Raw genomic sequence first — 13,424 nt, 5'->3', positions numbered from 1 at the left:
TTATTTAACATTCACGGTATCGCCTGGGCGTATCTTCTGAAGGCCGTCCGTGATCACTTTGTCGCCGGCTTTCAGGCCCTGATTGATGATCTGCAGACTGTCTAAGATGGATCCTTTCTGAACGGGTTTCACTTCCACTACATTTCCCTGTCCCAGTGTATATACTTTTACTTCGCTCAGCAATTCAATAATGGCCTTGGCGGGGATGGCCACCTGCTGCTCGCCGGTTTTGTAATGCATCTGAAGGGAAGCGGTCATTCCTGATTTGAGCTGCCCGCCTTTATTTGGAAAAGATAGCCGCACGCGGATGGTTCCTGTGCGGGGATCAACGGCATTGTTCACCAGAAGAATCTTTCCCGGCTCAGGATATAGCTCCCCATTGGGGAAAGTGATATAGTACTGATTGCCGCCTTCACGGTCGCTTACATCTTTTCTGAACTCACTATAGCGTGTTTGCGGAATATCGATATCCGCGAAGATGGGGTCTTCATTCACGAGCGTGTTAACAACTGTAGATCCTGCAGTTACCAGATCGCCTATACGCAGCTGGGCAATTCCTATTTTTCCATTGACAGGGGCGCGGAGTACGGCATGGCTGATATCAGTTCCTGTGCGGGCACGGGTAGCACGGGCTGCGGCTAACATGGCTTCGGAGGTTTTAACGGCAGTAGCTGCCTGATCTACCGTTTGTTTGGATATGGCATCCTGCTTCAGGAGGTTGGCATATCGTTCGTAGTCGCGTTTCTTCTGTGCGAGGTCTGCTTCCGCCTGAATTACCGAGGCATTGGCTTCTTCGTAAACAGCCTGACTGCGGCTTTTGTCTACTTCATAAAGCGCCTGGCCTTTGGAAACAGTGCTGCCATCTTTGGCATGGATCTTTTGCAGAAAACCGGTCACGTCCGACCGGATATCCACGATCACATTACCGGTGAGCACGGCCGGGAAGCTTTCGGTGATGGTATAATTACCAGCCTTGACTTCGTACACTGATACGGTAGTTTTAGGCATTCCGCCTGCCATCTGCTGCTGGGGCTGTTTTCCTTTGCAGGCTATTGCCAGCACAGGTATCAGCATGATATAAAGATTCCGGTAAAGTTGCATAACAATGAGTTTATTCCGCTTTTATTTTGCCCATTGCCTGATCCAGTTTCACTTTGCTGATGAGGGTATTGATCAGTGCATTGATGTAGTCGTTTTGCGCCTGCTTCAGCTCGCTGTCTGCCGAAAGCACGTCGAGGCTGGTGGCTACGCCTTCTTCATATTTCAGTACCACCCTGTCGTACACCCCCTGTGTAAGGGCCATGTTCTTTTCCTGGGTGTTGAGTGAAGCAAGGTTGCTGCGGTACTGCGTCCAGCCATTGCGCACTTCCAGCTGGATCTGCTGGCTCAGGTAGTTGAGATTATTCTGGCTTTGCTGTAACGTTATGGCCAGCTGCCGGGCCTGGTAAAGCCTTTCCGTGCCATTGAAGATGGGCCATGATAGTCTTACACCGACGGCAGAGGTACCAAAGCCTGTTTTATACAGATCACCGAAACGTTCGGAGAAATAATTAAAGCCGTAATTGACGAATGCGTTGAGGGTGGGGATGATTTGTAGTTTTTTGCTGCGGAGGTTCAGCCTGTCCAGCTCAACCTGCACGCGCTGCATGGCGTATTCAGGGCGGTCTATGAAACGGTAGTTGAGACTGTCGGGCATATCGTCGGTAAACTCGCGGATGTTCTCTTTTACTTCAATAGCAGAATCTAGCGGCATGCCCATCTGGAATTTCAGTACATCATAAGTGTATTCCAGCTGGCGCTGGAGGTTGGCGCGCTGAGTTTCCACGCTGTTGAATGATGTTTGTATACGGTCCACATCAATTCTTTCTGCCACACCCTGATCGTAACGGGCACGGGTATCTTTCAGTGTTTTGCCGAATTGTGCGAGGTTGGCATCTAATAACCGGATGCTTTCCATGCTGACGAGTACATTGAAGTAGGCTACGCTTACCTGTACGCGCGTGTCTATGGCAGTGCGTTCATAATCGCGGATGGAGAGCTCATCGTATACTTTGGCGGCTTTGAGGCCCAGGAAATAATCGCTGTTGATGAGGGTTTGGGTAACTTCTCCCGTTACGGCGGAAGAGTATTTGGTGCCGAACTGCACCGGGATTTTATTATTGGGGTCACCGGTGAAATCGGGGATGAGCGAGGTTTGCAGTTTCAGGTTGTCGGTAAAGTTACCGGTGATGTTGGCATGGGGGAAGAGGCGACCGCGGGTTTCACGGATCTTCTCCACCGACATTTGCCGGTTCAGCCGGGCGTTTACGACATTGTTCTGATTGCGGAGGGCGTACTGTACGCATTCTTCCAGCGTGTATGCGGTGCCGGCCGTGGTGCCTTGCTGGGCAAAGGAGGTCCCGGCAATGGCTGTCAGCATAGTGGTCAAACAGACCATCCGCCTTATTATGTTCGGGAAACAGCTACTCATACAGGGTATGTATCCGTTTAACAGCAGCGGGTACGTTTGTAGAACAATCGTAACTTGAAAAGGTTCAATATGTTAATAGGGGGCTTATGGAAAAATTTAAAGGCGGCATCTTCCTTCTAAACACAATCGCCATGAATACCTCCCAAATGCCTAAACCAGACTTCCTCGACATCCTCTTCGATTCCCGTAACAAAGCATACGGTGCCTACGACCTCCGGCGTAAATACGATCGCCGGGTACGTAATGCTGTGGCCGGTATGGCCGGGATCGTTTTACTCTCCATCGGCGCTTATGCCTGGGCTTCTAATTCGAAAGCCTCGGATATTGAAAAGCCATATGTGAAACCAATCGAGTTGGATAATGTTAAGCTTCCTCCCGCAGAGGAAAAGGTAATTCCGCCGCCGACGCGTAAAGTGGAGCCTCCGCCAGCTGCCAGAACAATGGTAAAGCATACTATTTTTAAAGTGGTGGAGAACGATAAGGTAAAACCGGAAGATGAGGTGAAGAAAATGGACGAACTGAAAGACGTGAGCATAGGGCATGACAATATTAAAGGCTCGCCCGACGGTCCGGAAACCTTCTTTGACGGGCCAACAGGGCCGGGAGGCGGAGTGGTGGAAGCCCCGAAAGTGGAGAAAGAAGAAGGCCCTCTCAGCTTTGTAGAGATCAATCCTGAGTACCCCGGCGGACAGGAGGCTTTGTACAAGTTCCTGAACAACAATATGCATTATCCTGCCATGGCATCCGAGAATGGAATTGAAGGCACCGTGTTCGTGAAATTTGTGGTGAATGCAGACGGTTCCATTACTGATGTGGCAGCTACCGGCAATAAGCTGGGCGCAGGTTGTGAAGAAGAAGCCATCCGTGTGATACGTAAAATGCCTAAATGGAAGCCAGGCCGCCAGAACGGACGTAACGTAGCCGTTTGGTTCAACGTTCCCATCCGTTTCAAACTCAACCAGTAGTCCTTTGATTGTTACCAGGGTTCCCCTGCGCAGCGGTTTCCCGCGGCACAGGGGAAAACCTTTTTCAGGAATAACCGTATATTTGGCCCGGAAATTCATCCCCTATGCGTTACATCCCTTTCATAGCCATTCTTTTCGCCGCTGCTGCCTGTCAGCAGGGTAAGGATAAGGCCGGTACATCCAACAACAACGCTTACACGCTTACCGAAGGCTACCACCTCGATGCAGACAGTGTACTCCATTTCGCTGCACGTAAAGATCTCCCGGAAGATGAGGCCGACCGCCTCTTCCGCCAGGCTATCGATAAATACCGCAACGATAAAGATCCCAAAGCAGCATTACCACTCTTCCGCCAGTCCATTCTCAAAGCTCCCCGCGCTGCGGCCTTCTTTGAATATGGCAACGCATTATCCGAAATGCGGTCAGGGGATAAGACCCTCCAGTCAGATCTTAGTACAGAACAGGCACTGAAAGCCTATCACATTGCTGACCTGCTCGGGTATAAACCGGTATCGAAACTGCTGTATAATTCGGCCTGTGTGTATGCCAAACAGGATAATGTAGACAGTGCTTTCCATTATCTCGTTTCTGCAATTGAGTTCGGATATACCAATACCGATCAGATTTATAAAGATGAGGACCTGGCAAAGCTCCGTGCTGTCCGTTACCGGTTCGATAGTGAGGTAGGCAACGCCCTCGCCGGAGCAAGCGACCCTGACCGCCTGTTATGGAAACTTTTCTCCCACGAGTTTCAGCCTATTGACCTGCCTGTAGTGTTTGATCTGAAGTACGGGGAAGAAAAGGAATTTGGCAGTGTTACCTACGATTTCGAGAAATTCATCCCGGAAATGCGTGATGGTAAGTTCTCCCGTGATGTAGGCAGTGAGTTTTACTACATTGGCAGCGTACAAACTACACCGTTGTATACTGTGGTAACCTACGCAGTAAAAGATGTAATGATTGATTCGGATGCACCTTATTGCTATTACCTCGCCAGCTTCGATCCATCGGGAAAGCTGCTGGATAAACTGATCGTAGGCGGCCACCGCATCCTGGAAGAGCCTTTCCGTGTGGGAAAGATCACTGCAAACGGGGATGTGGAAGTGAAGAAGTTCGCCATCCGTTATGAGAAGGACCCGGCGAAGGAGGGATATCGTGAAAATGAAATGGCAGAAATGAATGAAGTGGGTGTGGAATATTTCGCGATTACGCCTGAAGGGCGCATCACCCCGAAATCCGCTCCCCTCGCCATGAAGTAAATACCCGCCGGCGGATGAGATACTCCGCCAGCAACAGGTTCAGCGTCCAGCTCAGCCATGCCAGCCAGATATAGGCTGTGCGGGGAGGTATATGAAGACCGATAACATCGATCATATAGGCGTAGAACCGTAACGTAACTGCCGACAGGGTGAGCGCATAACTCCGCGTCATCATGTCGGCATGTTTTTTCCAGTCTTTTCTGTAGATGTAATACATCGCCAAGGCCGTATATCCGATCCACAATATGGCTAACAGTACAAAACTCATCCTTGCCCAAACACCCCCGTTGGCATAATACCCCATGATCAGCCCGCTAGGGCCACTCAGTGCAATTACCGTAACCGCATATACGTACCCCGCCCCCCTGTGTACTTTCGGGAGCCTCTGCAGCACATACCTGCTGAACTGAAGCAAACCCGCTACCAGTACCGCAGTACTCACGAATACATGTACATAAAAGCTCCAGCGCCAATGGTGGATCTTATACACAAGTTGTTTGGTGAAGAGGAAATCGATATGTGGTTCAAACGCGGTATAGGGCAGGCTCAGCAGCACCATGAGCCATGATGCGTAGAGGATAGCCGCAACCGTCATCAGCTGAAAGGTTAGCCTCATGGCATGCTGTAAAAAGTGAATCCTTCTCCGGTAAGGCTATCCGGGTAAATTTCACCTTCATTATTCGTAAAGTGAATCACGAAGCGACTATTGCTTTTGCCAAACTGGGCGTTTGCCTTCCAGTTAACGTCGAAGGTGTCCTTCGTGCGTAACCATGTTCCGCGCACAATTTCAATCTGACCGGAAGAAATACTGTCTTTCGGATAGTACTCCAGCTTACATGAGCCGTCTTCCAGAAACGAAATACTGCTCTCTTCGTTGGCCATCCAGAATTCGCCCTGATTATTGTCTATTTTTTTCAGTTCGAATTTTTTAGGGGAAGCGGAATCCTTGTGAAGGGGTTCCCAGGTTCCTTTCATGGTTTTCAGGTCTTCGGAAAGGCGAACACTGAATACGCCATCATAAGGGTGGTCTCCCGGCTCTTCGAGGCGGATCTTCCAGCCGCTGCCATCGGGAACTATTTCCCCATGGAGATTGCGGCGGAGGCCTTTATGGGTGTTGTATCCGGCAATATTTTTGCCCCGGGCGAAGTTGATGCTGATATAAATGGGGGTACCGCCAAAATCGCCGGTGTAAATACCGGTTGGGCTGGCAGCCAGTGATTTAGGTGCTTCGGTTTTAGCTGCACCGGTATCGGCGACAGGTATTTTTCCGCCGGAGTTACAGGCGGATGCCGCGATGCTCAATGCGAGCAGGGAGCAGATGTATTTCACAGGGTTGAATTTAGGCCGTAAATATACTATTTTTAAATATGCCTCTCTTGTCCAATCCCCTCCGCGCCGCAATTCCGGCGCTCTTCGCCCTTGCAGGCGCTGCCGGTTTACTGGCTTCCAAACAGGCTCCGCAGCCTAAACCAGTTGTGATCGCCTATGTAGGCGGCTTCCGTGGCCTCGTAAAAGACCCCGATGCCATCGCCGTAGAAAAGCTCACGCACATCAATTATGCGTTTGTGGATGTGCAGCACGGCCGGGCATGGCTTACCAACGAAGCTACCGATACCATCAATTTCCGGAAACTCAATTCTCTCAAAACCCGCAATCCTGATCTTAAAATACTCATCTCCATCGGCGGATGGGCATGGAGTGAGAATTTCTCTGATGCCGTACTCACCGAAGCCGGAAGGAAGCTTTTCGCCCATACATCGGTAGATATTATCCGCAAGCATAAACTTGACGGCGTGGATATCGACTGGGAATACCCCGGAATCCCGGGAGAAGATGGTAATGTGTATCGTCCTGAAGACAAACAAAACTATACACTTATGTTCCAGGCGCTCCGTGCTTCTCTCGATTCCCTCGAAAAAGAAACCGGAGGCAAATACCTGCTCACTACTGCTGTGGGCGGTGGCCGCAATTTTATTGAACATACCGAAATGGCGAAAGCGCAGCAATACCTGGATTACGTCAATATCATGTCGTACGACTATAAAACCAACCCCAAAGGTATTTCAGGCCATCACACCAACCTCTTCGGCTCAACGGAAGACCCGGAAGAAGCATCCACTCACCGGTCCATAGAAATGTTTAAAGCAGCCGGTGTACCTGAGGAGAAGATTGTAATGGGAATTGCCTTTTATGGCCGGGGCTGGACCGTTGGCAGTGATACGGCCCGTGGGTTGAACAGGCAGGCTACCGGTGGCGCAAGAGGAGGTGGGTATTCCTATATCAAGGATAGTTTGCCTGCGAAAGGTTTTGAGCGCCATTGGGATAAACGGGCCAAAGCACCTTATCTTTGGCACCCGGGGCAGCGGATCTTCATATCGTACGATGATGAGGAATCTGTAAAAGAAAAATGCCACTACGTTAACAAGCACAAGCTCGGCGGCGTAATGTTCTGGGAATATTCCAGCGATCCGAAAGGCTACCTGCTGGATGCGATCGATAAAAATCTATAACCAATAAGACAGCCGCGCGGCTCAATGCAGCACCCGCGGGTAATCCTGATTGTATGCAATACAGACTAACTATTTTATGCCTCTTATTATCCTTCTTCGCTATGGCACAGTCTCCGGCACTACCCGCAAAGGGTTTGCAGCTGCGCTGGGAAGTGGTGGAGAACGGTTATCAGGGCAAAGCTCAGACATTATCCACTTTTACACTGGTAAACCGCACAAAGGCAACACTCCCTGCCAGCGGATGGACTATCTACTACAATTTCATCCGTTTCGTGACGCCCGGTGAAGTAGCGCCGGGGATCGTGGCGGGGCATATCAATGGAGATCTGTTCTGGTTTAAACCTACGGGTGGCTTTAATGGGCTGAAATCCGGCGATTCCCTGAAGCTGAACATCATTTCATCGGCCTGGGTAACCCATTTCACAGATGCACCTACCGGGCCTTACATAGTTTGGGATACTGAACCATCCAAAGGGCATTCTATTACAGATTTTACCGTGGTGCCCTCCAAAGAAGTGAAGCAACTCCGCCGTACTGCGAACGATACCAAGGTACAATCCACTCCGGAAGATGTTTACCGCCGTAACGAATCTATCCGTCTGTTGCCATTGTCCGAAGTGCCTAAAATAATACCGACGCCATTGAGTGTCCGTGAAGCAGAAGGCACATTTGTACTGGATCCGAAAAGCGGTATCGTATATGAGGCTGAGTTCCGAGCAGAAGCTGATTACCTGGCAAAGATGATGGGAAAAGTGTTCGGAAAGGAGGTGCTTACTGCACAGGGTACTACCGGTGTAGCCGGAGTACGTCTTTTAAAGGATGCTAGCATTAAGGGTAAGGAAGCTTACCGGCTGCAGATCGACCAGAACGGTGTGGTAATTTCCGCGGGTACAGCTACCGGGATCTTTTACGGCATACAGTCACTTCGCCAGCTGTTGCCCTTAACTGCTAAGGGTACAGCCACACTGCCGGTAATACTGGTATCAGATGAGCCTCGTTTTGCTTTCCGCTCCTTCAGTCTCGACGTGGCCAGAAACTTCCATTCCAAAGCGGAAGTGCTGCGTATGCTGGATGTAATGTCAGTTTACAAAGTAAATACACTGCATCTGCACATGAGCGACGATGAAGGATGGCGTGTAGAGATTGCCGGTTTGCCGGAACTAACGCAGGTAGGTGGCCGCCGTGGCCATACTGTTGACGAGATGGATTTCCTCCGTCCTTCCTATGGCTCGGGCCCTGATGTAAATAACGCTACGGGTACCGGTTGGTATACCCGTGCTGACTATATTGAAATCCTCCGTTACGCGAAGGCGAGGCATATTAAAGTGATTCCCGAAGTGGAAATGCCCGGTCATGGCCGTGCTGCTATTAAAGCAATGGACGCCCGGGCGGCAAAACTCGCAAAAGCGGGTGACCCCAATGCAGGAGAATACCGCCTCAGCGATCCGGAAGATAAAAGCACTTACCGATCTGTGCAGGAATGGAAAGATAATGTGATGAATCCTGCACTGCCTTCCACTTACAAGTTCATTGAAAAAGTGACGGCCGAACTGGCGGCCATGCACCGTGAAGCAGGTACTCCGCTCGATATTATTCATATGGGTGGGGATGAAACGCCCGGTGGGGTATGGGAAAAATCTCCCGCCTGCCAGCAGCTGCTCGCCTCAAGCGAAGAGCTTAACCATGTAGACGACCTTTGGATCTATTTTTATGATAAAGTAGCTCAGATCGTTAATAAACAGGGAATGCAGCTGTATGGATGGGAGGAAGCTGGTATGCGCCGTACCCGTCGCGATGGTCAGGGCCTTATGATTGTAAATCCGGTGTTCGGCAACCGTAATTTCCAGGTAGATGTCTGGAACAACGTAATGGGCGGCGGAATGGAAGATCTCAGCTACCGGTTGGCCAACGGGGGATACAAAGTGGTACTGTCCGGCGTAGCCAACTACTATTTCGATATGGCATACCTCCGCGATTACGATGAACCAGGGTTTTACTGGGGCGGGTATGTGGATATCGATAAGCCGTACTATTTCATTCCCCTCGATCTGTATAAAAACGCCAAAGAAGACGATGCAGGCAATCCTTTACCTGCATCAATTTTTGTTGGAAAAGACAGGCTGACTGAATACGGTGCTTCCAATATTGCGGGTATTCAGTCTGCGCTCTGGAGTGAAACGGTAAAATCACCTGAGCGTCTGGAGTATATGGTGCTTCCCAAGCTATTGGGCATGGCGGAACGTGCCTGGGCGCCCGACCCCTCCTGGACGGGCGACCTCAATCTGTACAACGAAGCGTGGAATAAATTCGCCAATGTGGTGGGCCAGCGTGAGCTGCCCCGCCTCGCCAGTCTCAACGGCGGTTATAATTACCGGATTCCTACCGCTGGAGTGAAACAGGAGAACGGAAAAGTTTTGGCCAACGTACAACTTCCCGGACTGATCATTCGTTATACAACCGATGGGAAGGAGCCCAATGCTAAAAGTCCCGCCTGGAGCGGCCCGCTTGATGCGAAAGGTACCTTCCGTTTGAGAGTTTTCGACCAATCTGGCAGAGGCGGGAGAACCGTGACGGTACAATATTGATAATCAAGCATATGCTTTGTATAAGGAAGGGTACTGGACGGAACAGTGCCCTTCCTTTTTTTGTATCCGTCCCTACATATTGGTTAAAAATTTGTATTGTTGTTCCGGATCAATTGCAATCATTGAAGCGGTTGGGAAAAATAAACCTATTAGCTGTACTTACCTGTTGCCTGTTATTGTGTAGCATTCCGGAGTGCGCCCTTGCGCAGTCGGATACAATCCCGGCCGCCCATAAGAAACGCTGGTTTTCGAAGTTCAACAACTATGTGGACTCATTGAAAAGCAGGCGTTTCCGGGATTCTGTACTTAAGGAAATTTCCCGGCATAACGATCCTCCGCCTGTGGAGGATGATGGCCGGATGATCAGGTCTGAACAGGGATTTTTGCCGCATTCCGGCAAAACGGTTCGCCGTATCCATTTCCGAAAAGTAAAAGTATTCGGTCCGAGAAACATCAACGATACTGCTTTCTCCACCAGTATGAAGCTGATCCACCTGGTGAACAGACTCCATTTCGATTCGCAGGAATGGGCCATCCGGCAGATGTTGTTTTTCAGGGAGAATGATACGGTAAATGCTTATGCTTTTGCTGATAATGAACGTTACCTCCGTAACCGCCCCTTTTTACAGGATGCCCGCCTTATTACCCTCGAAACTGCCAGTCAGGATACGGTAGATGTACTCGTAATCACTAAAGATGTATTCGAGTATGGCTTCGACCTGCGCGAGCTGGCTCCCAGTGGTATAGGAGCGAAGATTTCCAATGACAATTTATTTGGCGCCGCCCAGGGTGTACAGTTTGGTTTCAGGTGGAAGTCAAGTTACTCCAGGCCCTGGGGTACAGAAGCACGGTATACCAAATACAACATCTTCGGTAGTTTTATAGACGCCACCGTGGGGTATACCCATCTCAACACCAATTCCCAGCTGGATACAGGGGTGTATGAAGGCTCATATTACATACGGGTGGAGCGGCCCCTGTTCCGAACGGGTGCAAAGCTGGCCGGTGGTATCTCCCTCGCTAAGAACTTCAGTATCAAGGTGTGGGGCGAGCCAGACTCCCTGTGGCGTGATTATTCCTACAAACTGGTCGATGTCTGGACGGGCTACAACTTCCGGAACCGCTTTGGGTCAGACGGGCATTTTGATAACAAGCCCAACGTGGCGCTGCTCTTCCGATATTCCAATATCGCATTCGACAAACGGCCGCAACTTGAAAAATACATTGACGACCCGCTTTATAACGACCGGCATTATTATCTGGGGCAGATTGCTGTATTCAAACAGGACTTCTTCAAAAGCGAGCGTTTCTTCGGGTTCGGGCGAACGGAGGATATTCCCTATGGTTATTCCGCAGCGCTCACTGTTGGGCGTGAGAACTGGAACGACCGGAGAAGGCTTTATACGGCCATTGAAGGGCAGAAGTACTGGCCTACACTGCATAATGGCCTGCTATGTGTGAACGTTGGTGTGGGAGGCTTCTGGCAGGGTAGTACTTCGGAAGATCTGGTGGTGCATTCGAATGTCAGTTATTTCAGCAGATTGATGCCGATCGGTAAGAAATGGAACTGGCGGGATTTTATCTTTCTCGATTATCTGGGGAGCCCTAATAACTATTTTTATCGCCCGCTCAGCCTCAACCGTGATTTCGGGATTGGATTCTGGGGATGGCGGAGAACGAAGATCAATGGTTACCACCGCCTCCTGATACGCTCGGAGAGTGTAGTGTACAGTCCCTGGAAAGTATATGGTTTTAAATTCAACTTTATTGGTACCATTGAAGCGGGGCAATTGTCGCATAGCAACAATTACCTGTTGAAGAATCCTCTGTATACGGGATTTGGCCTGGCCGTTCGGGTAAAGAACGAGAACCTGTCTTTGAATACATTGCAAATGAGCGCCTCCTATTATCCCCGCAAAACGGAGGGGATCGGTAATCTTTTCTTCGAAATAACGACTGTAGTCGATTTCCGGTTTGATATTTATGGCCTGAAGGCGCCCGCCTTCCTAAGGTTCCAATAGGTTAATATTTGCCGGTTGAATTTTTTTGTATGTTTATCGCAACGAATTACAACAACCGCACTGTGCGGGAATCTAAAATCATACATCATTACAGAGACCATCCATGGGAAAATTCATAGTGTTGAGCCTGGGCCTGCTGATTATGTGCGGAGCCTTTCAGATTGGCGGCAGGGGCCGTCAGCAGGTAATGGCGTCAGTTGCTGGCGGCCAGGAGCAAGCTGTATTGAAGCGGGTTGAAACAGTACAGGAAAGCAGTATATCATGGATGGATATTCCCGGCTGGGCAGGCACTTTCTTTTATGTGCTGGGTTATGTACTGCTGACAATGGGTAAAATAAAGTCTGACCAGAGAATATATCACTGGCTGAATGCACTGGGTGCAGTAGGCCTCATTGCTAATGCCTTATACCTGAGTGATTACCCCAGTTTTGTTGTCAATTTCATATGGCTTGTAATTGCCGTGGGAGCCATAATATGGCTGCTGGTACGCAGGCGGCGGGGAGTTAATTAAGCACCTTCAGCGCATGTTGTTTGTATACGGCCAGCCTCAGGTCGTACTCCGCCTTATCGTCTACTAACGAAAGGTAATAGTAAGCTCCATCTACCAGTACGAAAATAATATCGGCCGCAGCTGCTGGATCTTTCACGGTCAGCTGCTTTGTTTTATTACAAGCCGCGATCATTTCCGCAAGACGCTGCCGTAGTGTATCAAGCAAGTGCTTGTAGCGCTGGCGTATGGTTTTATTCCTGAAGGCGAGGGAGTAAAGGGAATAGGAAGTGCCATCATCGAACAGGGAGTTCCACTTTTTAGAAAATACATTATCTAGTACAGCTCTGAGTTCATCCATAGGATCTTCTGCATCTTTAACATCGAAGATATGGAGCCACCGGTCGAGGATAAATTCTACCAGCCCGTAAACCAGGTGTTCCCGGGATCGGAAATAGTGCATTATGAGGCTGGGATTTATCTGGATGCTTTCCGCGATCTTCTGGATGGAGGCATTTTCCAGTCCTTCCTTTTTAACGATCTTATAGAACGCTTTGATAATCTCTTTCTGCCGAGGCTCTTTTAAACTCTTTCTTCCCATTTGTTCGCAAAAACTGGTGATTAGGTTAATGTAAAACTAGCAGTTAACCGGGAAATTACCGACAAAAGCTGATAATATTCTGTGTTAAATTAACGAACCATCCTCTCTAAGCTGCTGTGGGATTATAAATATATTGAACGTTCATTCAATATATTTTTGTTTTTTCATTTTCAATTTTATATTTGTAGAGAAGTCGCTAATGTTACTTAACCGTTATCAATCAAAATGACTATTTAATTGAATAATCATTCAATCTATATTTGTCCCCCGGGTAATTAGATGAACGAAGAGCGAAGGGTCCGCAGGCAAACAGCCGGGGCTGTGTGAATAAGCAAGCCGAAAGAATAAGAACAACGAATTAATTAAGGAAAACACAACAGTTTTTTCGCCGCGTTTAGCTGCAGTATGCGGCCGGGGAAATTGTTTGCCGGAATATCCGGTCTGCCGGTACACCAGTTGCCGGAAAGGGATTGGTATGTCCGGAAGAAAGCAGGTGCCACTTAATACACGATCTATAGTAATCACA

The 13,424-nt window shown here is 49.3% G+C and carries 11 protein-coding genes; 6 read left to right on the top strand and 5 right to left on the bottom strand.

Annotated features, from left to right (window positions below; translation table 11 throughout):
• Nucleotides 1–1,101 carry an efflux RND transporter periplasmic adaptor subunit gene (locus DEV76_RS00980; RefSeq protein ID WP_109694189.1) on the bottom strand — a complete coding sequence of 367 codons (1,101 nt, stop codon included), beginning with the start codon at nt 1,099–1,101 and terminating at the stop codon, nt 1–3.
• 10 nt (nt 1,102–1,111) lie between these two features.
• On the bottom strand, nt 1,112–2,419 hold the full coding sequence (locus tag DEV76_RS00975) for a TolC family protein (protein ID WP_232826868.1): 1,308 nt from the start codon (nt 2,417–2,419) through the stop codon (nt 1,112–1,114).
• A 137-nt stretch (nt 2,420–2,556) separates the two neighbouring features.
• On the opposite strand from DEV76_RS00975, the gene DEV76_RS00970 reads away from it, so the two are divergent.
• Together DEV76_RS00970 and DEV76_RS00965 are read left to right on the top strand one after the other, a co-directional pair.
• The gene (locus DEV76_RS00970) at nt 2,557–3,435 is read left to right on the top strand and encodes an energy transducer TonB (protein WP_109694185.1); all 879 of its coding nucleotides are present in this window, start codon (nt 2,557–2,559) and stop codon (nt 3,433–3,435) included.
• A 104-nt stretch (nt 3,436–3,539) separates the two neighbouring features.
• Complete coding sequence (locus DEV76_RS00965) at nt 3,540–4,694, top strand: TPR end-of-group domain-containing protein (RefSeq protein WP_109694183.1); 1,155 nt, start codon at nt 3,540–3,542, stop codon at nt 4,692–4,694.
• On the opposite strand, the gene DEV76_RS00960 is transcribed toward DEV76_RS00965, so the two are convergent.
• Together DEV76_RS00960 and DEV76_RS00955 are read right to left on the bottom strand one after the other, a co-directional pair.
• Nucleotides 4,660–5,310 carry a DUF2306 domain-containing protein gene (locus DEV76_RS00960; protein WP_109694181.1) on the bottom strand — a complete coding sequence of 217 codons (651 nt, stop codon included), beginning with the start codon at nt 5,308–5,310 and terminating at the stop codon, nt 4,660–4,662. The genes DEV76_RS00965 and DEV76_RS00960 overlap by 35 nt on opposite strands.
• Nucleotides 5,307–6,023 carry a hypothetical protein gene (locus DEV76_RS00955; protein WP_109694179.1) on the bottom strand — a complete coding sequence of 239 codons (717 nt, stop codon included), beginning with the start codon at nt 6,021–6,023 and terminating at the stop codon, nt 5,307–5,309. The genes DEV76_RS00960 and DEV76_RS00955 overlap by 4 nt, the downstream gene beginning before the upstream one ends.
• Before the next feature lie 47 nt (nt 6,024–6,070).
• Between DEV76_RS00955 and DEV76_RS00950 the strand changes: the two genes are divergently transcribed.
• The 4 genes from DEV76_RS00950 (at nt 6,071) to DEV76_RS26060 (ending at nt 12,321) form a co-directional block, all read left to right on the top strand.
• Nucleotides 6,071–7,204 carry a glycoside hydrolase family 18 protein gene (locus DEV76_RS00950; protein WP_198651899.1) on the top strand — a complete coding sequence of 378 codons (1,134 nt, stop codon included), beginning with the start codon at nt 6,071–6,073 and terminating at the stop codon, nt 7,202–7,204.
• Between the two features lie 53 nt (nt 7,205–7,257).
• The gene (locus tag DEV76_RS00945; RefSeq protein ID WP_109694175.1) at nt 7,258–9,789 is read left to right on the top strand and encodes a family 20 glycosylhydrolase; all 2,532 of its coding nucleotides are present in this window, start codon (nt 7,258–7,260) and stop codon (nt 9,787–9,789) included.
• 266 nt (nt 9,790–10,055) lie between these two features.
• Nucleotides 10,056–11,810: a BamA/TamA family outer membrane protein gene (locus DEV76_RS00940; RefSeq protein ID WP_198651898.1), complete on the top strand. Its 1,755-nt coding sequence runs from the start codon at nt 10,056–10,058 to the stop codon at nt 11,808–11,810.
• A gap of 103 nt (nt 11,811–11,913) precedes the next feature.
• Entirely contained in the window at nt 11,914–12,321 is a 408-nt protein-coding gene (locus DEV76_RS26060) for a CBU_0592 family membrane protein (RefSeq protein ID WP_198651897.1), read from the top strand.
• Here DEV76_RS26060 and DEV76_RS00930 read toward each other — a convergent pair.
• Nucleotides 12,314–12,898: a TetR family transcriptional regulator gene (locus DEV76_RS00930; RefSeq protein ID WP_109694171.1), complete on the bottom strand. Its 585-nt coding sequence runs from the start codon at nt 12,896–12,898 to the stop codon at nt 12,314–12,316. The genes DEV76_RS26060 and DEV76_RS00930 overlap by 8 nt on opposite strands.
• Between the last annotated feature and the right edge of the window lie 526 nt (nt 12,899–13,424).

Origin of the sequence: Chitinophaga deserti, from assembly GCF_003149455.1 — a bacterium.
GTDB classification, from domain to species: Bacteria; Bacteroidota; Bacteroidia; order Chitinophagales; family Chitinophagaceae; genus Chitinophaga; species Chitinophaga deserti.
The sequence above is the reverse complement of the archived record's forward strand: the minus strand, read 5'-3'. Positions and strand labels throughout refer to the sequence as shown.

Excerpts from the sequence above, each read along its gene's own strand:
- DEV76_RS00965 (WP_109694183.1), top strand. The coding sequence starts at position 3,540 with ATGCGTTACATCCCTTTCATAGCCATTCTTTTCGCCGCTGCTGCCTGT.
- DEV76_RS00980 (WP_109694189.1), bottom strand. The coding sequence starts at position 1,101 with ATGCAACTTTACCGGAATCTTTATATCATGCTGATACCTGTGCTGGCA.
- DEV76_RS00930 (WP_109694171.1), bottom strand. The coding sequence starts at position 12,898 with ATGGGAAGAAAGAGTTTAAAAGAGCCTCGGCAGAAAGAGATTATCAAA.
- DEV76_RS00945 (WP_109694175.1), top strand. The coding sequence starts at position 7,258 with ATGCAATACAGACTAACTATTTTATGCCTCTTATTATCCTTCTTCGCT.
- DEV76_RS00970 (WP_109694185.1), top strand. The coding sequence starts at position 2,557 with ATGGAAAAATTTAAAGGCGGCATCTTCCTTCTAAACACAATCGCCATG.
- DEV76_RS26060 (WP_198651897.1), top strand. The coding sequence starts at position 11,914 with ATGGGAAAATTCATAGTGTTGAGCCTGGGCCTGCTGATTATGTGCGGA.
- DEV76_RS00975 (WP_232826868.1), bottom strand. The coding sequence starts at position 2,419 with ATGCTGACAGCCATTGCCGGGACCTCCTTTGCCCAGCAAGGCACCACG.
- DEV76_RS00960 (WP_109694181.1), bottom strand. The coding sequence starts at position 5,310 with ATGAGGCTAACCTTTCAGCTGATGACGGTTGCGGCTATCCTCTACGCA.